Genomic DNA, 20,510 nt, shown 5'->3' on the forward strand with positions numbered 1-20,510 from the left:
GGTATTTAATTGTTAGCGCCATTGCATAAAATGAGAATAATGATATGAATCGTGCCCCGCACCTTATTATACCGGCTGTACTAGCCAGTATTTCGACTGTTGCTTATGCAGAACAGAGTAAAGAAACAGCAACCATAGAACAAATAACAATTGAGGCGTCACCCACTGCCAATACCTTACCCGTTGGTACATTTGATTCACCTATTTCAAATTTAGAGTACGACCCGCGTGTTGACTTGCAATCACGCAATATGGCTGAAGCACAAGCTGATGTAACGATACGCGGTGGTATTTTTGAAAATACCGGCTTTAGAGTCGGCAGTGCAACTCTACTCGACCCGCAGTCTGGTCACTACTTTGCAGAAATTCCTATTGCACCACAAATGCTAACGGGTGCCAGCGTATTAACCGGAGCCGATAATGCACTTTATGGCATGAATAGCTCCGTAGGTACTGTGTCGTTTGCTTGGAAACCAATAACAACCGGTGGCAGTGTCTCTTTGGGCGCAGGCTCAAATGACTTTAACTTACAAACAATTCATGCAGGTGTCAGTACTCCACTTGAAGCAAACGCTAATTGGCGTATTGGTTTTGAAGGTGAATATTCGCACTCACAAAGTGATGGTTCAATTGATTTTGGCGATCATGACTTTACCCGTACTTCTGGCAGAGTGCAGTTAACTGGGAGCGATTCACAAACTGATTTATTTTACGGCTTACAAGAAAAGTTTTTTGGTTGGCCAAACCTTTATACCCCATTTGGTGTCAATGAAACCGAAGACTTAGAAACTCAATTATGGATGCTTAACCATAAACAAGCCTATGCTACCAACAGTGAATTTGAAGTATCGGCTTATTACCGCAAGCATAACGACCATTATGTTTATTCAAGAGAAAACCCAAGCGCGTTCCAAGCATTTCATGAAACACAAGTAAAATCATTGGCTGTTTCGGGTCGTCATGAGCAAACAAAGTCAGTTGCGGTTAATTACTCGGCGCAATATATAGAAGACAGTATTGACTCCACCACCCTTGAAAATAACTTTACTTCACGTAACTACTTTAAGCTTAGTGTATTGCCTGAATACACAACAACACTAGCAAGCAACCAGCAACTAACCGTGCGTTTAGGGGCTGCGTTTGATAACACTAGTCGTGATGACTCTGAGCTATCATTGATTGGTGATGTTAGTTTCAATACCCAAAATAACGATGGCACTGAGCGTACGCTGTACTTGTCGTATGCCGAAGCAAGCCAAGTAGCAGGCTACACCGCCATTGGTGGCAGTGAGTCAGGTGGTTTGTTTAGAAGTAACGCTAACCTTGAGCGTGAAACCACCAAAAGTTTAGAGCTGGGCTTATTGCTTGAGCAACAAAGCTGGCAACTTAATTCAGCGCTTTTTTATCGTAAAGATAACAACCTAACCGATTGGACATTTAACTTTGATTCAAGCTCAGCACGATTTGCACAGCCGGTTGATATTGATACCACAGGCCTTGAATTTTTAGCCACTAAGCAATTTGATAACGCAGAAATTATTGCCAGCTATGCGTACTTACATAAAACAGAAACCTACGGCGCTGAAAATATTGATGCTAGCTTTTATGCCTTAAACTTTCCTGATCATCGTGTAACACTCGGTGCGATTTGGAACCCGACGAATGTATTAGAATTTCGAGTAGATAATGAATGGCGTAAACAGCATAGAAATGCGCTACGCCGTTCAGGTGACGAGGCGTTATTTACTCAGCTGACGTTAAAAATAACTCCACCAGCTGTGCCTAACTTCTTTATTAGTCTTGCGGCTGATAACTTATGGGATGAGTCGTTTGAAGAAATTCCAGGTACGCCAGGTCGTGGCGAGCAATATACACTAAGTGCCACGTATAGCTGGTAACTTTATCGCTCAGCGAGGGCTTACTCCACGCTGAGCTTGTTTTTTTAATTAAAATAAGAAACAGACTAGTAGAAAGCTGAATCAGAAACCTCATTTCTCAGCCCTCCCTAACTATTCTAAAAGCGCAGAATCCCCTCCTCTGTGTACATGCATAATTGAAATAGTATGAGCAAAGAGAAGTGAATGAGAAGTAAATGAGGTAACACTAGCGACAATGCTTAGTAGATACTTAATTGCACTCTCTCAGTACTACTTTTAGAAACACAAAGTAAGTATCTAACCTGAACTCTGGTTAAGAGATTTACTAACATATTGAATCAAAATGATATTTATGTTTATTTTCTCAAGCTAGAGATTTTTAGTGAAAACAAGGCGAAATTACGCGTCAATAGCTAGCCTATTGCAAGTAAATTCAACGCAGTTAGCGCTGAAAATAGCTGCTTGAGATGGATTTATTATCCGGAGTTCAGGTTATCAACACTTTTCAAGCGTATTAATTGTAAATATATGTGTATTTAATACAATAAATTAGGTTAATTGCTCTAATTCAGTAATTAATGTTAATGCTTGTTCATTAGTCGTCCCGCATACATCTAACGTGGCACTAAAGTCACTGCACACTTTTGGGCGCGACTCATCACCAAATAGCTTACATAAATTTCGTTCATCCAGCTGAATACAACGTTCTCCGGCCTTTTTACCGTTTGGCATACCTGGAATTGGCGAGCTAATACTCGGCGCAATACAACATGCTCCACAGCCTAAACGGCACGCCATTGATTGTGTTTTCATTCTAACCTCAGTAATAAATTTCAATTTTTTTGTTGCTGCTTTGTACATAAATAGCGTATTTCGTTCTATTTGTAACCGCCTTGTGCAATGACTTGTTACATCTTCAAATACACTGTAAACATTTTATTGCGTATCATTAGTCCATCAGCACAATTTATGAAGGAATGCCCTGTGGCGACTAAAAAACAAATAATACTTCCGATCGCGGTCCTTGTTGGTGGCATTGGCCTCGCAGCAGGCTTTTCTGCAATGAAAAAGCCACCTGAAGAAAAGCCCCCCCAAGACATGCGTCCTTTGGTTGCAGCAAAACCAATTCACCTTGATGCAATTACCCTCGATGTAAAGTCGTACGGTATTGTACAACCAAAAGACCGCACCGAATTGATTGCTCAGGTGAGTGGCCAAGTTATTTCAGTTGCAGGACAATTTGTTGAAGGTGCCTTTGTAAAGCAAGGCGACATTTTAGCACGAATTGATCCAAATGATTACGAAGCTGATTTAATTGAAGCAGAAGCAGGCCTTGCTCAAGCAAGTTCAGCGCTTGAGATTGAACGCGCACAAGCGCATGTTGCTAAAGCCGAATGGGAACGCATTAAGGCAGACTCAAGTGATATCACCGCATCAGCACTGTATTTACGTAAACCGCAATTAGCTGAAAAAATGGCGCGATATCGCTCAGCACAAGCAAGTGTAAAACGTGCTAAACGTAATTTAGAACGCACATATATTAAAGCTCCCTACGATGCGATTATAAACGAGCGCAGCATTAGTTTAGGCTCGGTAGTTAATCCTGGTAATAGCTTTGGCTCTCTTAGTTCAACTGAGGTCGCCGAGGTGCGTTTACCTGTTGCCGATAAAGAGCTGCAATACCTTAATAATAGTGGCATAGGTGCAACAGTTGAATTTAATGCGCAATATGCAGGGAAAGAAACCACATGGCAGGCTAAAGTGGTACGAAGTGAAGGTGTGATTGATCAGAAAAGCCGTATGAGCTATTTGGTTGCTCAGCTTCAAACCCCGTATGAAGGGGTTCAGCCACTTCGTTTTGGCTCATACATTAACGCTACAATTGAAGGCCGCGCCGTTAATGGCGCTATTGTTGTTCCTCATCATCTGGTTAAAAATAATAAAATTGCAGTATTAAACGATGATTTAACTCTATCATTTAAAACACTCAATATTATTCGCGAACAAGATGGCATGGTCATCGCAAATCAAGGCTTAGCAGAGGGAGAGCAACTGATAACTTCTGCTCTAGAATACCCTACCGAAGGAATGGCAGTAAAAATTGAAGACACTGTGACCAAACCAGACGTTACTCAACTTGCATTAAAGGGAGAGTAAACGATGACCACAACTGATGAAAAAGGGTTAATTGCGTGGTTTGCGCGTAACCCCGTTGCAGCTAACCTAATCATGATTTTTGTCTTGATTGGTGGGTTATTAACCGCGCTGACAATTCGTAAGCAAGCATTCCCTCAATTTGAGAGTAACTGGGTAAGTATACAAGCTATTTATCCTGGTGCCGCACCACAAGAAGTGGAAGAAGGCATTACTATAAAAATTGAAGAAAACCTTGAAGGTACCGAAGGTATTAAACGTCTAATCACTTACTCTAATCGAGGCTATGCACAAGCCTGGGTTGAGATTGAAGAAAAATATGACGCCAAAGAAGCGCTAGATGAAATAAAAGCGCAAGTAGATTCAATTAATACGTTTCCTGCAGGTATGGAACGCCCTGTTGTTCAGCGTGAAAAATTTCAACAAGAAGTAATGATACTCGCGCTTTATGGTGATATGAGTTATTACCAGTTAAAAGAACTTGGCAATGATATTAAAGATGAATTGCAAAACCTTCCTCATGTAAACCTAGTTGATTTTTACAGTGGCTTAGACTACGAAATTGGTATTGAAATTAGCCCTGATAAACTTCGCGAATACGGACTCACGTTTAGAGATGTATCTAATGCGGTACAAAGCTTTTCTACTAATATGTCGGCGGGGCAAATTCGCTCTGATACTGGCTACATTTCGATGCGTGTCGAAAAGCAAGCCTATCGTGGCGGTGAATTTGAAAAGTTACCGCTAATTACATTACCAGACGGTGCTCAAATTAAATTAGGCGATGTAGCCACCATTAATGATGGCTTTGAAGAAGGCTTGCTATATTCTAAATACAATGGCAAAAATTCACTGTCGTTTGAAATTGATGCCTCAAAAGATCAAGACATTACCGTTGTTGCTAAAGTCCTTAAAAAGTACCTAGCAGACAAAGCCGATCAACTTCCTGCAGGCGTTAAGTTATCACCCATCGTTGATTTAACCTACTACCTTGAAGGTCGCCTCGACATGATGGTCGACAATATGGTGTGGGGCGGTATTTTAGTTATGCTGGTATTAGCGCTGTTTTTACCACTTAGGTTAGCGTTTTGGGTAATGATGGGCCTCCCAGTGTCTTTCTTAGGGGCATTCTTATTTATGCCTATCGGCTTTTTGGACATTACTATTAATATGGTGTCTTTGTTTGCCTTTATTATTGTTTTGGGGATTGTGGTTGATGATGCCATTGTTGTAGGTGAGTCGGCCAGTGCTGAAATTGAAAAACATGGGCACTCACTTAACAACGTTATTCGTGGTGTAAAACGTGTTGCCATGCCAGCGACCTTTGGTGTACTTACCACTATTGCTGCATTTTTACCTCAAGCAATGGCTTCAGGGCCGAGCGCTGCGTTTTCGAAAGCAATTGGTGTAGTGATTATTTTATGCTTAATTTTTTCACTGATTGAATCAAAACTAATTTTACCTGCACACATCGCAGCAATGAACCCGCGTAAGCCTAATCCTAAAAACCCATTACATAAATTACGTAATGCAGTTGATAGTGGCTTAAAGCATTTTGTTGAACATTATTACACTCCATTTATCGGTCGTTGTATCCATTATCGCTATACCGTGATTATTGGCTTTTTATGTATTTTAATTATCAGTGCAGGACTCTTTGCCGGTGGAATGGTTAAATTTGTACCAAACCCTAAAATTCCGCATGATTTTCCGCGTATATCGCTAGAAATGAACCTTGCCTCTTCTGAGCAAGCCACGCTTGAAACAGCGCGTAAAATAGAAAATGTATTACTGAGCGTCGACAAAGAACTAGAGCAGCAGTATGGCCAATCTATGATCCGTGACTTGTCTGTTAGTCTGCGTGGTCGTACTAATGCGAGTATTATGGCCATTTTAGTAGAGCCTCACTTACGCCCAATCGATACCTTTGAGCTAAGCACTATGTGGCGTGAAAAAATGCCACCGCTACCGGGGCTTAAAACACTCACTATTCAAGATAGTATTTTTGGTGGTGGTCGTGATGATGGCGACGTTAGCTTTAGACTCGAAGGAAAAAATGCCGACGAGTTAAAAGAAGTATCTAGCAAACTAAAAGCTAAGTTACAAAGTATGGAAGGCGTGGGTGATGTAAATGACTCACTGCAAAGTGCCACCGACGAAGTACAACTTGATTTAAAACCACTTGCTTACAGTATGGGCTTAACCCTTGCTGATGTGGCTTCTCAAGTTAGTTTTAGTTATTACGGCCTTGAAGCACAGCGTATTTTACGTGAAGGTGAAGAAATCAAAGTAATGATTCGCTACCCGCAAAGCGAGCGCAACTCTATTAGCAACATTCAAGATACGCGTATTATCACTCCTGCGGGCGCTGAAGTTTCTTTGAGTGAAATAGCTATAGTCAAGCTAGTTGACGGCGTAAGCAGTATCAGACGTGAAAACTCAAATCGTACTGTTAATGTATGGGCTGCGGTCAATAGCGACGAAGTAGAGCCATTTGCCATTGCACAAGAAATTCGTGATGTTTACTTACCTGCACTTCTTAAAAACTACCCTGGTGTAAAAAGTAATGTGGCTGGGCGTATTCAAGAAGAGATGGAAAGTGCGAATGAACAACTACGTGATTTTGCAATCTCATTAATGATTATTTTTGCGCTACTGGCCATCCCGCTTCGCTCATATTCTCAGCCACTGATTATTATGTCGGTGATCCCATTTGGTGTTGTGGGTGCTATGTTCGGTCATATGGCTTTAGGTATGACCATGAGCGGATTATCAATGTTCGGCATTATCGCTGTAGCCGGTATAGTGGTTAATGATTCACTTGTTATGGTGGATTTTGTAAACAAAGCCCGTGCAGAAGGTGTGGCAATAAAAGAAGCGGTAATGCAAGCCGGAGCGCGTCGCTTTAGAGCGATATTACTAACCTCTGTTACTACTTTTATTGGCGTAATGCCCATTATTATGGAAACCAGTTTACAAGCAAAAATTGTAATACCTATGGCCGTATCACTCGCCTTTGGTGTGCTGTTTGCCACAGTAATTACGCTTATTCTTATACCGTGTCAGTACGTTGCGCTTGAAGATTTGAAACGAGTGATACGTAAATTCCGAGGTAAAGAGTCGACTTCGGATACGAAACTGAGTAATACCATAATGGAAGATAAAACCACCCCTTCTCACTAATAAATTTGTTATCCCAACCAACAAGCCCGAGCTATTTACAACTCGGGCTTTTTATTGCAAAAAATAAAAAAATAAACAAGCTGAACACAAAAGTGCAACACGAAATAAGTTTACTTTTCATACTAACCACGCTAAAAATTGATTTTAAAACAAACAATAATAATTAAGGAAAATTATGAGTCACAAGACTAGAGTTTGGCTAACTCAATTATTAGCTATGAGTGTACTTTTTATATCTACAATAAGCTTAGCCGCTAATAAAGCCACAGAAATTGACTCTTTCATACAAGGCTTTCATGAGTTAAAACAATTTAATGGTAACGTGTTAGTTGCCAAACACGGCGAAGTTATTTTTGAAAAAAGCTATGGTTACGCAAACTTTGAATGGGATATTAAAAACACATCACAGACCAAGTTTCGAATAGGCTCTATTACAAAGCAATTTACAGCCCTACTCATTCTACAATTGGTTCAACAAAACAAAATACAGCTCGATGCCCCTTTAAGCACTTACCTACCCGGCTATCGTAAAGATATTGGCGATAAAATTACCATTCGCCAAATCCTTAACCATACTTCAGGCCTAAGTAATTATACTCATGCAAAAGCATTTAGAGATGATTACAGCCGCAACCCTTACAGCGTTGATGAGTTTATAACGCTGTTATGTAGTGATGATTTATTATTTGAGCCCGGTACACAATTTCGCTACAGCAATTCAGGCTACTTTATTTTAGGTGCCGTGATTGAAAAGGTCACTCAACAAACATACCAAGACGTACTGCAGCAGAACATTTTTACCCCGCTGAATATGCACAACAGCGGTTATGACTCTCATGAAAAGCTGCTCAAGCAACGTGCATCTGGTTATAACAATAACTTAGACGGTTACACTAAAGCCGATTATCTAGATATGTCTATTCCCTATGCCGCGGGGTCTCTCTATTCAACCGCCCGCGATCTCGTAAAATGGGACCAAGCACTTTATACAAATAAGCTAATAAATGAAGAGCTAAAAAAGCAAATGTATACCGTAACGCAGCAGCGTAATTACGCATTTGGCTGGGAAGTTAATCAATTAAGTGGTTATAAATATGGCAAACCACTAACACAAGTACAACATGGTGGAGGTATAGATGGATTTAATGCATTTATTAGTCGTATATTGGAAGATCAGCTACTTATCGTGATTTTAAATAACACTGGCGGAGCTCCGCTCACACCTATGACGAAAGGCTTAACCAATATTGTTTATGGTAAATCTTACGAGGTAGCAACCGAAAATGTTGATAGCATGTTGTTTCAGGCAATAAAAAGTGGTGGCATTAGTGAGTTAAATAAGAAATACGCAGAATTGGTCTCTAGTGGCGATACTCCTCGCGAGCGCTCAATTAATTATTTTGGCTATGAACTACTCGAAATGAAGATGATAAAAGAAGCCATTGCTGTATTTAAACTCAATGTGCAAACAAATCCAGACTCTGCGAATGCCCACGACAGTTTAGCGGAAGCATATTTAGCTGATGGTAACATTGCAAAGTCACTTGAGTTTTATCGACAAACTTTAGAGCTCGACCCTACGAGTGAAAATGCATCCCAGGCAATTAAAACACTCAGCAGCAAACTTTAAATCAACATGCACTTGGCTGGAAAAACATCATTCAAGTGCACTTTTTGCTAAAACACCTTTATCAACTAACTGTTGTAACAAACGAGTAGCTTTTTCTCTGCACACATCTCTTAGCAATCTCACTGCTGGCGTAATGGATTGGCGGCTTGGGCATATTAACCAAAGTTCACCACAGGTGTGTTGATAACCAGGCATCAGCGTGATCACGTGATCATTTAGCAAATCATCTGCAATATCTAACGCTGATTTAACCGCTAAACCTTTACCTGCAACACACCAACGCCTGACTAAATCGCCATCATTTGAGGCACGTCTGCCCTGCATTTTTACTTTGTATTTTTTTTGGCCATCGGTAAACTCCCACACATTATTTATAATATCTTGCAGCTGGTAAAATAATCCGTGATGCTGCGCTAAATCATCAGGGTGCTGTGGGCTGCCAAATTGTTGTACATAGTCTTTTGTAGCGCACAGTAAACGAGGCACATTACAAATTTTAAACCCATACACATTAGCGTCACTCGGTGAGCCATAACGTAGTGCTATATCAACCGAGTCACGAAAAAAATCGATATTGCTATCGCTAATGTGCGTACGCAAGCTCACACTTGGGTACTTATCCATGATTTCATCAATCCAAGGGATCACTAAGTTGCGACCTAAGTCAGACGATAACGCGACTCTCAGTTCACCTTCGATTTCATCATGCTCCCCTTTTAAGTTTTGCCGAGCGTTTTCAAGCACAGCTAAAGCTTGCTCGCATTGTGGTATATATCGCTCTCCAGCAACTGAAAGCCTTAGATGGCGTGTTGTACGTACAAATAGGTCAACGCCTAAGGCGGCTTCAACACGTTTGATAGCAGCACTTGCCGTTGCTGTACGCATATCAAGTTTGGCAGCAGCTAAAGTAATACTTTTAAATTCAGCGACTTTTAATATCAGCTTTAAATCATCAATCTGCATATTATCTAAATTTATTTGATAATGATTCAATAATTATGCTGTTTATTTTAAATAAAGCAAATTGTATTATGCTGTTCATACACTCAATGAACACTATTTATCAGCCCTTTTTTATTATGGAGAGACTATGACTCACCCTATTATTCGCGATCTTGAAAGCCGCCACACCGCTAAACGTTATGATGCTACAAAGCGCATTTCTCAAGACGATTTAGTGGTATTGTATAGTGCTATGCGTCTTTCTCCTTCGTCAATTAATTCACAGCCTTGGAAATTTATTGTGATTGAATCTGATGCCGCAAAAGAGCGTATGCACAGTACCTTTGCTAATAAGTTTCAATTTAATCAGCCACACATTAAAGCGGCATCACACATTATTTTATTCGCTCATAATCCGCAATATACCCGTGAAAACTATGGCCAAGTAATTGATGCTGATGTAAAAAATGGCCGAACTCAAACAGAAAACCGCGAGCAAGCTTTTGGCGCCTTTGCGTTTGTGGATTTAAATACCGATGAGCAGGGTAATAATGCCGCCTGGACTAAAGCACAAACCTACATTGCTTTAGGCAATACTATGCATGCAGCAGCACGCTTAGGAATTGATACCACCCCGATGGAAGGCGTTGATGCACAACTGATTGGTGAGGAGTTCGCAAGCGAATTAGACGGCTACATCTGTGATGTCGCACTTGCGCTGGGCTACCATGACGCTGAAGAAGACTACAATGCTAAGCTGCCAAAATCACGTTTAAGCAAAGAACAAATTATTCAGGTTTTATAAGTCATAACTGCTCACTTTAAATAGTAAGTGAGCAGTTTATTATTACTAGGCTAGTTTTGTGACCACAGATGCACTGAGCACTTTGCCTTGTTCAACATCTGCGGTAACAGTGCATAATGCACCATTAACTAAGTTTAAATTAGGAGGAATGTGGCCAATATCGGCATCTATGATCACCGGAAATAAACACCCACCAAAAGCGGCATTTAAGCCTTGGCGATAATCAAACCCTGGATCTTGCCCTTGTAAGGTCACATGACGACCAATAATCACCCCGTTTATATCATCAAACATGCCCGCTAATTTAAGTGACAATAAAAACCTTGCAACGGTCGCTGGCGTGAGCTCTGCGCTTTCTAAATAAAGCACAATACCTTGCGAGGCATTATGCTTTTTAAACTCATGCAGTGCTAAAAAAGGCGAATCAAGCAACAGCCCAACCGTATCAAGACACCCACCAAACAACCGCCCTGACATTTCAATACTGCGCTTATCGGTGTAATTTAAACATTGCCATTGTGTGGGAACGCTGTGATCAAATAATGCATTCGGGTTTTGTGCGTAATCAGGCTTGCTATGTTGATGGTTAGTCGAGGGGGCTTGCTCAAACTCACTGCTAGCCTCATAGCTTAGGCTTTCAAAAATTTGTAAACAATACGGGTCTTTTTCATCAGGGTGTAATTGAATTAAATTAGCACTATGCAGTGTTGCCCAATTACATTTTGCTGTCAGTGCACAAGCAATCGTACTGACATCTGAATAGCCCACTAACCATTTAGGTTTAGCGTTTTTAATTGCGCTAAAATCAAGTAACGGCAATATTTCCATTGCCAGCTCTCCGCCCATTGGCGGCATGATCGCATCTATTTCATCATCTAATAAAAAGTCCATTAATTGCTTGGCATGCTGCTTAGCTGTAAGTTGAGTTCGCGGCTCGTTTTGACGTAAAAACTCCCCCTCAACAATCTGATAACCTCGATGTTTTAAGCCATTAATGACAATATCTAACCGTGGATGGTATTTTGATTTGATCCCCGCTGATAAAGAACACACGGCGATTTTAGATCCCACTGTTAAAGGTGCCGGATACAGTATATTTGCCATATTATTTCCTTATTGAAGAATAGGTTACTACCATAACAACATAGCCTACATTTACAAACAATGAATAATATTCAACCGATTCTAAACCAAATATAAAAATCAAGCATAAAAAAACCAGTGCTTATTACTAAGCACTGGTTTTTATAAAACGTTAAAGTGAGTTAACTAATTAAATATACTCAACCTCAATGATTTCGTACTCTACATCACCTTTTGGCGTTTTGATAATCACAGCGTCATCCGCTTGTTTACCAATTAAGCCGCGAGCAATTGGTGAATTAACAGAAATTAAATTACTTTTAATATCTGCTTCATCATCGCCAACAATCTGATATTTAACTTCAGCGTCGGTTTCAACATTAACGATGGTTACTGTAGTACCAAAAATCACTTTACCTGTATTAGGCATCTTTGTTACGTCAATCATCTGCATGTTTGAAAGTTTTGCTTCAATTTCTTGAATACGGCCTTCACAAAAACCCTGTTGCTCACGCGCAGCGTGATACTCAGCATTTTCTTTTAAGTCACCGTGTTCACGTGCATCAGCAATATCAGATACAATTTTTGGACGGGTAACAGTTTTTAATTCGTTAAGCTCATCGCGCAATAATTTTGCGCCACGAACTGTCATTGGAATTGATTGCATACTTTTCTCACTTAATCCCAAGGCCATGGTTATGGCCTTGGCACATTTCCTTAGTTCAATCGCAGGTGTAGTTCTTGAACAGACGTCACTTTACTGCGGTCATCTGCTTGGTTAGCAGTACAGTTAGCAAATGCCGCATTCAATGTCGTAGTATAATTGGTTTTGTGCTGCAATGCACCACGACGTAACACCTTCGAATCTTCAATCGCTTGGCGACCTTCGGTGGTATTAACGATATAGCTATACTCGCCATTTTTGATTCTATCAAGAATGTGCGGACGACCTTCGTATACTTTATTTACACGGCGAACCGTAATTCCAGCATCTTCAAGTGCAGCAGCTGTCCCACCTGTTGCGTCTAGCTCAAAACCAAGGTCTGTCATAGTTTTTGCTAGTTCTACAATACGTGGCTTATCGCTATTACGTACAGATAGTAACGCGCGACCACCACGTGGTAAAGTGTTGCTTGCACCTAATTGTGCTTTTGCAAACGCTTCGGCGAAAGTATCACCAACACCCATTACTTCACCCGTTGAGCGCATTTCAGGTCCACGGATAGGATCCACACCTTGGAACTTAGCAAATGGCAATACCACTTCTTTTACGCTGTAGTAAGGTGGAATCACTTCTTTAGTAATGCCTTGGCTTGCTAAAGATTGACCCGCCATACAACGCGCCGCTACTTTTGCAAGTGCTACACCCGTTGCTTTAGATACAAATGGAACTGTACGTGCTGCACGTGGGTTTACTTCGATTAGATACACTTTGCCATCTTTAACCGCAAACTGCGTATTCATCAAACCAACTACGCCAAGTTCAAGTGCCATATCAGTTACTTGCTTACGCATCACATCTTGCACTTCTTGCGTTAGCGAGTGAGCTGGTAATGAACATGCTGAGTCACCAGAGTGAACGCCTGCTTGTTCAATATGCTCCATGATGCCGCCAATAATCACTTGCTCGCCGTCGCAAATTGCGTCAACGTCAACTTCTATCGCGTTATCTAAGAAACGGTCTAGTAATACTGGTGCTTCATTTGATGCAGATACGGCTTCGGTCATGTAACGACGTAAGTCTTGCTCATCGTATACAATTTCCATCGCACGACCACCTAATACGTACGAAGGACGTACTACCAGTGGGAAACCAATTTCAACTGATTTAAGTAGTGCTTCTTCAGTAGAGGTAACCGTCGCATTTTCTGGCTGCAGTAAGTCTAAACGCTCAACAAGTTGTTGGAAACGCTCACGGTCTTCTGCACGGTCAATTGCATCAGGTGAAGTACCAATTACAGGCACGCCGTTAGCTTCAAGCTCGCGCGCTAGTTTAAGTGGTGTTTGACCACCGTACTGCACGATAACGCCTTTTGGCTTTTCAACACGTACAATTTCAAGCACGTCTTCTAGGGTAATTGGTTCGAAGTATAAACGGTCTGACGTATCGTAATCGGTAGATACCGTTTCAGGGTTACAGTTAACCATAATAGTTTCGTAACCGTCTTCACGAAGCGCAAGCGCAGCATGAACACAACAGTAGTCAAATTCAATACCTTGGCCGATACGGTTAGGACCGCCACCAATCACCATGATTTTATCACGGTCAGATGCATTCGCTTCACATTCTTCATCGTAAGATGAGTACATGTAAGCTGTATCTGAGCTAAATTCGGCAGCGCACGTATCAACGCGTTTGTACACAGGTACAATATTGAGTTGATGACGCTTTTTACGGATTTCAGCTTCTGACACACCGGCAATTTCTGCAATACGCGGATCTGCAAAGCCTTTGCGTTTAAGTTTACGCAAGAAGTCTGCATTTAAGCCGGCCATACCGACTTCTGAAATTTTAGCTTCATCTTTTAGGATGTCTTCAATTTGTACTAAGTACCAAGGGTCAATCTTAGTCAGTTCGAACACATCTTCAACGCTCATTCCATGGCGCATCGCATCGGCAATGTACCAAATACGCTCTGCACCAGGCTCACGTAATTCACGAATGATTTTTTCTTTTGCTTTCGGGTCGTCAAGCGCCACAATTGGGTTAAAGCCCGTTGCGCCTACTTCTAAACCACGTAATGCTTTTTGCAATGACTCTTGTTGGTTACGACCAATCGCCATTACTTCGCCCACTGATTTCATTTGCGTTGTTAAACGGTCGTTTGCACCGGCAAATTTTTCAAAGTTAAAGCGAGGAATTTTTGTTACAACGTAATCGATTGAAGGCTCAAACGATGCTGGTGTTTTACCGCCAGTAATATCATTCTGTAACTCGTCTAACGTGTAACCTACAGCAAGCTTAGCTGCGATTTTAGCAATCGGGAAGCCTGTTGCTTTAGATGCAAGCGCTGATGAACGTGATACACGCGGGTTCATCTCGATGATAACCATACGGCCATCAACTGGATTTACACCAAATTGTACGTTTGAACCGCCGGTTTCAACACCAATTTCACGCAATACGGCCATAGAGGCATTACGCATAATTTGGTATTCTTTGTCGGTTAATGTTTGTGCTGGTGCAACCGTGATTGAGTCACCTGTGTGCACACCCATTGGGTCAAAGTTTTCAATAGAACAAACGATGATGCAGTTGTCTTTTTTGTCACGAACAACTTCCATTTCGTATTCTTTCCAACCAATTAACGATTCATCAATTAATAACTCGCTGGTTGGAGAAAGGTCTAAACCGCGCTCACAAATTTCTTCAAACTCTTCCATGTTGTAAGCCACACCGCCACCGGTGCCGCCCATTGTGAAAGAAGGGCGAATAATACACGGTAAGCCGATTCGGCTCATAGTATCGCGAGCTTCATCCATTGAATGGGCAATTTCAGCACGTGGACATTCAAGGCCGATGTTACGCATAGCAACATCAAAACGCTCACGGTTTTCTGCTTTATCGATTGCATCGGCTGTTGCGCCAATAAGCTCAACACCATGCTTTGCCAATACACCGTGCTTATCTAAATCAAGCGCACAGTTTAATGCCGTTTGACCACCCATTGTAGGCAGTACAGCATCTGGCTTTTCTTTTTCAATAATTTTTTCTACCACTTCCCAGTGAATTGGTTCGATGTATGTTGCATCGGCCATTTCTGGATCAGTCATGATAGTGGCTGGGTTTGAGTTAACTAATATAACTCTATAGCCTTCTTCTCTTAGTGCTTTACACGCTTGAGCACCAGAGTAGTCAAATTCACAAGCTTGACCAATTACAATTGGGCCTGCGCCTAAGATAAGAATGCTTTTTATATCGGTACGTTTTGGCATTATTACTCCGGTTAAATTAGTGGTTACGCGCTTGCATCAAGTCGATGAAGTGGTCAAATAATGGGGCTGCATCGTGCGGACCAGGACTTGCTTCAGGATGACCTTGGAAGCTAAACGCTGGTTTATCTGTACGGTGAATACCTTGTAATGTACCGTCAAATAACGATTTGTGCGTAGCACGTAAGTTATCTGGTAATGTGGCTTCATCTGCAGCAAAACCGTGGTTTTGTGCAGTGATCATTACAACATCGCGGTCAAGATCTTTAACTGGGTGGTTACCACCATGGTGGCCAAACTTCATTTTTACTGTTTTAGCACCTGAGGCAAGTGCTAGTAGTTGATGCCCTAAACAAATACCAAAAATTGGCGTGTCGGTTTCTAAAAAGGTTTTAATTGCATCAATGGCATAAGTACATGGCTCAGGATCGCCAGGGCCGTTTGATAAGAAAATACCATCTGGGTTTAAGGCTAGTACGTCAGCGGCAGAGGTTTGTGCTGGGACAACGGTCAGTTTACAACCACGATCAACAAGCATACGTAAAATGTTACGTTTAACACCGAAGTCGTAGGCAACAACATGAAACTTTTCATCATCAGCGTGTAAGGTTTTAAACCCCTCGCCTAATGTCCAGCTTGATTCGCGCCACTCAAAATTTTCCTTGGTTGAGACAACTTTTGCTAAATCCATACCTTTTAAGCCTGGGAAGGCTTGCGCGGCTTCGAGCGCTTTTTTCTCGTCTAGTTCGTCACCAGCAACAATACAGCCATTTTGTGCGCCTTTGTCACGCAAAATACGGGTTAGTTTTCTGGTGTCGATGTCCGCAATACCTAAAATATTGCGTTCTTTTAAGTAATCATCTAACGATTGCTCGTTACGAAAATTACTTGCTAGCAGTGGCAAATCACGGATCACTAGGCCTTTAGCCCAAATGTGACTCGCTTCTTCGTCTTCGCTGTTGGTACCCGTATTACCGATATGTGGGTACGTCAAAGTTACGATTTGTTCCGCGTACGATGGATCAGTCAAAATTTCTTGATAACCAGTCATAGACGTATTGAATACTACTTCACCGACTGACATGCCGTCAGCGCCGATTGCAGTACCGCGAAACACTGTGCCGTCTTCTAGGACTAACAGAGCGGATTTAGTCAAGTTAAACCTCCTAACAGTAAAAAACGGGAGTAAACAAATTGCTTAACACCCCGCCAATACCCAAATAATTGGTCAAAACCTGATTTCTGTGAGCTTAAATTGTTTTACGCAGTCTTAAATGATGCCGATGCAAACCACTAAACCTTCATTCATTTTTCTTGCCTAAAACTCTTTTTATTCCCACACAAACCCCGGTTTTGCTAACCATATGAGTATAATTGGAAACACGCATTTAGTAATTTTTGGCAAATTGGCTGCATTCTACATGAAGTTGGCTTTTAGGTCTAACGCTAATTAGTAAATTGCAATAAATAAGTGGTTATAACAAAAAACCACCTCAAAGCGTTAAAAAAGGAACTTAACTACTTTAAATCTAGCACATCTTGCATATCATAAAGTCCTGCTGGTTTATTTTTCAACCACTGCGCAGCTCTTATAGCACCTAGGGCGAAGGTCATTCGAGAACTTGCTTTATGGGTTAATTCAAGTCTTTCGCCCATTGTAGCGAAGTAGGCCGTGTGTTCACCTACTATATCGCCGCCTCTTAGCACCGAATAGCCAATTTCATCTTGTGATTTGGCCTGCTCTATGTTGTTACGATCATAAACAGCAACCTCATCATGATCCCACCCCTTAGCCTGTGCAATCGACTCGCCAATAGCTAATGCTGTACCCGATGGCGCATCGATTTTATGGCGATGATGCGCTTCAAAAATTTCAATATCTAAATCATCGCCTAATTTTGTCGCTGCTGTTTGCACTAAGTTAAGCAGTAAATTTACGCCCACGCTATAATTACGCGCAAATACGATCGGGATATGTTTAGCGGCATCTGTTAATAGAGCCATATCATCATGAGTTAAGCCAGTGGTGCCAATTACCATAGGTGTTTTTTGCGCAACAGCTGTTTTTAAGTGATTTCTCATGCCTTGTGGAAGGGTAAAGTCTATAAGCACATCTACATTTTCAACCTGCTGTTCACTGCTAAAGTGAATGTCTTTAGCTGCTGCACTATTAAGTTGATTAACCGATAGACCGACTAACTCAGACTCACTGCGTACATAGGCCGCCGCTAATTGAGAATTTTTATTGATTGTTGCTGCTTCTAAAAGTGCCAGGCCCATACGGCCATTCGCACCAAACACACCTACTCGATTCATCTTTTTACAACCTATGTATTTTTTAGTTATCTAGATTTTATCTAAAACTCATGTAATAGTCAGGAAAGCTTATAAAAAAGCTTCGATTATTTTAATAATAATAATAACAGATAGTCTTTGCATTTAGCCATCTATACACTTAAACTTCCTTTTTTGCGCCGATTTGGTCTTTGGCTTGCGGGCGCTGTTGAGTTACTTATCTGGTTAGATAGTAAAACAAACAACTAAATTCAGCTAAAAGAGGGATGCTTTGGCTGTTTAATATATCAATCGATTTCGATTGCTATGAATAATTAACGAGGATTATGATGCAGCCATCATTTGATAAAAATAAAGCAAGATTTTCTTTGCTCCCCCTACTCACCTTTGTTGCTATTTTTTTAAGCTCAGGCTTATATTTGCAATCTCAAGGGGTTGATTATGCATTTTATCAACTCCCAGCACCGGTCGCTATTTTACCTGCGATTGTTTTAGCCTTTATTTTAAATAAAGCCAGTATTAATCAAAGTGTAGAAACCTTTATTAAAGGCGTGGGTAATAACAATATTATTACCATGTGTCTTATCTATTTATTAGCAGGTGCTTTTTCTGCGGTTGCAGGGGCAACCGGTGGCGTTGACGCGGTTGTTAATGCTGGTCTCTCACTTATTCCCCCTTCATTACTTCTGCCTGGTTTGTTTTTAATTGCCGCGGTTATCTCTACTGCGATGGGCACGTCAATGGGAACTATCGGTGCTATTGGCCCAATTGCTTATGCAGTATCAATGAAAACAGGGATTGATCCCGCATTAATGGCCGGTACCATTGTATCTGGCGCTATGTTTGGTGATAACCTATCAATAATTTCAGACACTACGATTGCAGCTACCCGCACGCAAGGCTGTGAAATGAAAGATAAGTTTAAAGAAAATCTTAAAATTGCGATTCCAGCCGCTATCCTTACTATTGCACTGTTGTTATTTTTGACGCCAGCTGCGCAAGTTGTTGAAACTAAAGACTACGATATTTTATTGGTGCTTCCTTATGCCTTTATTTTAGTACTGGCAGTAATGGGCTTTAATGTATTTGTAGTACTGTTAAGCGGTATTGTTTTCGCCGCATTGATGGGCTTTACCGGAAGCTATGAAGGCGCCAGCTTTGTAAAAGATATTTACCAAGGTTTTAGCGACATGCAGGAAATATTTTTACTGTCTATGTTTATTGGTGGCCTCTCTGAGTTTATTCGTATTAATGGCGGCCTTGACTACATCGCGCAAAAAATTCAAGCAATCACTAAGGTCATTGCAAAATGGCATCGCAAGGTAGCGGATCAGTTAGGGATAGCTGCATTAGTGCTAACCAGCAATATGTGTATTGCTAACAACACAGTGTCTATTATTGTGACTGGCCCTATTGCTAAAAAGCTGGCTGACGATGGCGAAATTAGTGGTAAACGTTCTGCCAGTTTATTAGATATTTTTGCCTGTGTTACCCAAGGGTCTTTACCTTACGGCGCACAAGCACTTCTGCTTGGTGCTACATTTAAAATTAGCCCGTGGGAAGTATCAACCTCATCTTACTACTGCTTTATTTTAGCTTTTACCGCTATTGCGGTTATTTGTTTACGTCGTAATAAAGCTTAAATCTTCTTTAAACAGTGTATTAGCCACATGCTAGTACACTGTTTATGACAATAAATAATTAACAAATTAACCGTCTTTGCTATAATGTGGTATTCAGCGTGTCACATAAAATATGGTTATGAAAATTAAAAACTTACTTCCTCTCGTTGCACTTAGTGCGTGTGCCTTAAGTTCAACAGCTACTGCTGCTAATTGGAGCAGTACTGCGCTTCATATTAACAACGGTAATCATAAAAACCCGTTCACTGAACAAAAATCAAGCACCACGGTTTATTCATTGCAACATGCTTCAGGCCATGACTATGGGGATAACTTTTTCTTTATTGATTACAGCACTGATGGCAATGACGATAACTACCAAGATCAAGACTTTTACTTTGAAGGTTATTCTACGCTTAGCTTATCGGCCGTTATGGACGAAAAAGTAGCGTCAGGTGCGCTCGTTGATGTTGGCCTAACCATGGGTATTAATGCCGCAGGCGATGCTAAAGTTGTTAAATACTTACCGGGTGTAAAATTAAGCTGGGATGTACCTGGTTTTAATTTCTTCTCAACCCTTGTGACTGCCTACATTGATGATAGTGAAGGTGTTGCGAAAGGCGGTGCGCCAATTGAAACCAACAGCTGGATGTTTGACGTTGCTTTTGAATATCCATTTATGATTGGCTCACAAAAATTTAGTGTTAAGGGTCATGCGGAATATATTGCTGAGCGTGAAGATGAGTTTGGTAATGACGTACGCGCTTGGTTTTTAGCTCAACCTATTATTGTATGGGATATGGGGCATGCGCTAGAAATGAAAGAAAACACCTTACTGTTAGGTATGGAGTGGCAGTACTGGCATAACAAACTTGGTACAGATGTTACAGAGTCAGTTCCACAAGTACACATAGAGTGGACTTTTTAATAACAAAGTAAATTAAAAAGTGCGAACCATTTCGCACTTTTTTAAGTTCAAAAATATA

General features: G+C 41.0%; 14 protein-coding genes. 7 read left to right on the forward strand and 7 right to left on the reverse strand.

Annotated features, from left to right (window positions below; all coding sequences use genetic code 11):
- Positions 1–44: 44 nt before the first annotated feature.
- On the forward strand, positions 45–1,898 hold the full coding sequence (locus tag CWB77_RS02730) for a TonB-dependent receptor plug domain-containing protein (RefSeq protein ID WP_138621255.1): 1,854 nt from the start codon (positions 45–47) through the stop codon (positions 1,896–1,898).
- A gap of 528 nt (positions 1,899–2,426) precedes the next feature.
- On the opposite strand, the gene CWB77_RS02735 is transcribed toward CWB77_RS02730, so the two are convergent.
- Entirely contained in the window at positions 2,427–2,690 is a 264-nt protein-coding gene (locus CWB77_RS02735; protein WP_041708812.1) for a YkgJ family cysteine cluster protein, read from the reverse strand.
- 171 nt (positions 2,691–2,861) lie between these two features.
- Between CWB77_RS02735 and CWB77_RS02740 the strand changes: the two genes are divergently transcribed.
- The 3 genes from CWB77_RS02740 (at position 2,862) to CWB77_RS02750 (ending at position 8,844) form a co-directional block, all read left to right on the forward strand.
- Entirely contained in the window at positions 2,862–4,034 is a 1,173-nt protein-coding gene (locus CWB77_RS02740) for an efflux RND transporter periplasmic adaptor subunit (protein ID WP_138621257.1), read from the forward strand.
- 3 nt (positions 4,035–4,037) lie between these two features.
- Positions 4,038–7,214 (forward strand): efflux RND transporter permease subunit, encoded by a 3,177-nt coding sequence (locus tag CWB77_RS02745; protein ID WP_138621259.1) that lies wholly within the window; start codon positions 4,038–4,040, stop codon positions 7,212–7,214.
- Positions 7,215–7,389: 175 nt separating this feature from the next.
- Positions 7,390–8,844 carry a serine hydrolase gene (locus tag CWB77_RS02750; protein ID WP_138621261.1) on the forward strand — a complete coding sequence of 485 codons (1,455 nt, stop codon included), beginning with the start codon at positions 7,390–7,392 and terminating at the stop codon, positions 8,842–8,844.
- 27 nt (positions 8,845–8,871) lie between these two features.
- Here the strand turns inward: CWB77_RS02750 and CWB77_RS02755 are convergent, their stop codons facing one another.
- Positions 8,872–9,807: a LysR family transcriptional regulator gene (locus tag CWB77_RS02755; RefSeq protein ID WP_138621294.1), complete on the reverse strand. Its 936-nt coding sequence runs from the start codon at positions 9,805–9,807 to the stop codon at positions 8,872–8,874.
- A gap of 127 nt (positions 9,808–9,934) precedes the next feature.
- On the opposite strand from CWB77_RS02755, the gene CWB77_RS02760 reads away from it, so the two are divergent.
- Entirely contained in the window at positions 9,935–10,591 is a 657-nt protein-coding gene (locus tag CWB77_RS02760) for a nitroreductase family protein (RefSeq protein ID WP_138621263.1), read from the forward strand.
- Positions 10,592–10,636: 45 nt separating this feature from the next.
- Here CWB77_RS02760 and CWB77_RS02765 read toward each other — a convergent pair whose 3' ends face one another.
- The 5 genes from CWB77_RS02765 to dapB form a co-directional block, all read right to left on the reverse strand.
- Complete coding sequence (locus CWB77_RS02765; protein ID WP_055012949.1) at positions 10,637–11,695, reverse strand: S66 family peptidase; 1,059 nt, start codon at positions 11,693–11,695, stop codon at positions 10,637–10,639.
- Between the two features lie 169 nt (positions 11,696–11,864).
- A complete protein-coding gene (greA, locus tag CWB77_RS02770; RefSeq protein ID WP_010388635.1) occupies positions 11,865–12,341 on the reverse strand; it encodes a transcription elongation factor GreA in 477 nt (158 codons plus the stop codon).
- A gap of 50 nt (positions 12,342–12,391) precedes the next feature.
- Positions 12,392–15,610 (reverse strand): carbamoyl-phosphate synthase large subunit, encoded by a 3,219-nt coding sequence (carB, locus tag CWB77_RS02775; protein ID WP_076922474.1) that lies wholly within the window; start codon positions 15,608–15,610, stop codon positions 12,392–12,394.
- A 16-nt stretch (positions 15,611–15,626) separates the two neighbouring features.
- Positions 15,627–16,763 carry a glutamine-hydrolyzing carbamoyl-phosphate synthase small subunit gene (gene carA / locus CWB77_RS02780; RefSeq protein WP_008113125.1) on the reverse strand — a complete coding sequence of 379 codons (1,137 nt, stop codon included), beginning with the start codon at positions 16,761–16,763 and terminating at the stop codon, positions 15,627–15,629.
- Between the two features lie 362 nt (positions 16,764–17,125).
- Positions 17,126–17,923: a 4-hydroxy-tetrahydrodipicolinate reductase gene (gene dapB, locus CWB77_RS02785; RefSeq protein ID WP_138621266.1), complete on the reverse strand. Its 798-nt coding sequence runs from the start codon at positions 17,921–17,923 to the stop codon at positions 17,126–17,128.
- Between the two features lie 308 nt (positions 17,924–18,231).
- On the opposite strand from dapB, the gene CWB77_RS02790 reads away from it, so the two are divergent.
- Both CWB77_RS02790 and CWB77_RS02795 read left to right on the forward strand, forming a co-directional pair.
- Entirely contained in the window at positions 18,232–19,545 is a 1,314-nt protein-coding gene (locus CWB77_RS02790) for a Na+/H+ antiporter NhaC family protein (RefSeq protein ID WP_138621296.1), read from the forward strand.
- Positions 19,546–19,663: 118 nt separating this feature from the next.
- Positions 19,664–20,452 carry a hypothetical protein gene (locus tag CWB77_RS02795; protein WP_055012946.1) on the forward strand — a complete coding sequence of 263 codons (789 nt, stop codon included), beginning with the start codon at positions 19,664–19,666 and terminating at the stop codon, positions 20,450–20,452.
- Positions 20,453–20,510: the final 58 nt, after the last annotated feature.

The organism is Pseudoalteromonas sp. S1610 (assembly GCF_005887465.1).
Taxonomy (GTDB): domain Bacteria; phylum Pseudomonadota; class Gammaproteobacteria; order Enterobacterales; family Alteromonadaceae; genus Pseudoalteromonas; species Pseudoalteromonas undina.

Coding starts and splice junctions, on each gene's coding strand:
- greA (WP_010388635.1), bottom strand. CDS start 12,341: ATGCAATCAATTCCAATGACAGTTCGTGGCGCAAAATTATTGCGCGAT.
- CWB77_RS02745 (WP_138621259.1), top strand. CDS start 4,038: ATGACCACAACTGATGAAAAAGGGTTAATTGCGTGGTTTGCGCGTAAC.
- CWB77_RS02750 (WP_138621261.1), top strand. CDS start 7,390: ATGAGTCACAAGACTAGAGTTTGGCTAACTCAATTATTAGCTATGAGT.
- dapB (WP_138621266.1), bottom strand. CDS start 17,923: ATGAATCGAGTAGGTGTGTTTGGTGCGAATGGCCGTATGGGCCTGGCA.
- carB (WP_076922474.1), bottom strand. CDS start 15,610: ATGCCAAAACGTACCGATATAAAAAGCATTCTTATCTTAGGCGCAGGC.
- CWB77_RS02790 (WP_138621296.1), top strand. CDS start 18,232: ATGCAGCCATCATTTGATAAAAATAAAGCAAGATTTTCTTTGCTCCCC.
- CWB77_RS02735 (WP_041708812.1), bottom strand. CDS start 2,690: ATGAAAACACAATCAATGGCGTGCCGTTTAGGCTGTGGAGCATGTTGT.
- CWB77_RS02755 (WP_138621294.1), bottom strand. CDS start 9,807: ATGCAGATTGATGATTTAAAGCTGATATTAAAAGTCGCTGAATTTAAA.
- CWB77_RS02765 (WP_055012949.1), bottom strand. CDS start 11,695: ATGGCAAATATACTGTATCCGGCACCTTTAACAGTGGGATCTAAAATC.
- CWB77_RS02730 (WP_138621255.1), top strand. CDS start 45: ATGAATCGTGCCCCGCACCTTATTATACCGGCTGTACTAGCCAGTATT.
- CWB77_RS02760 (WP_138621263.1), top strand. CDS start 9,935: ATGACTCACCCTATTATTCGCGATCTTGAAAGCCGCCACACCGCTAAA.
- CWB77_RS02795 (WP_055012946.1), top strand. CDS start 19,664: ATGAAAATTAAAAACTTACTTCCTCTCGTTGCACTTAGTGCGTGTGCC.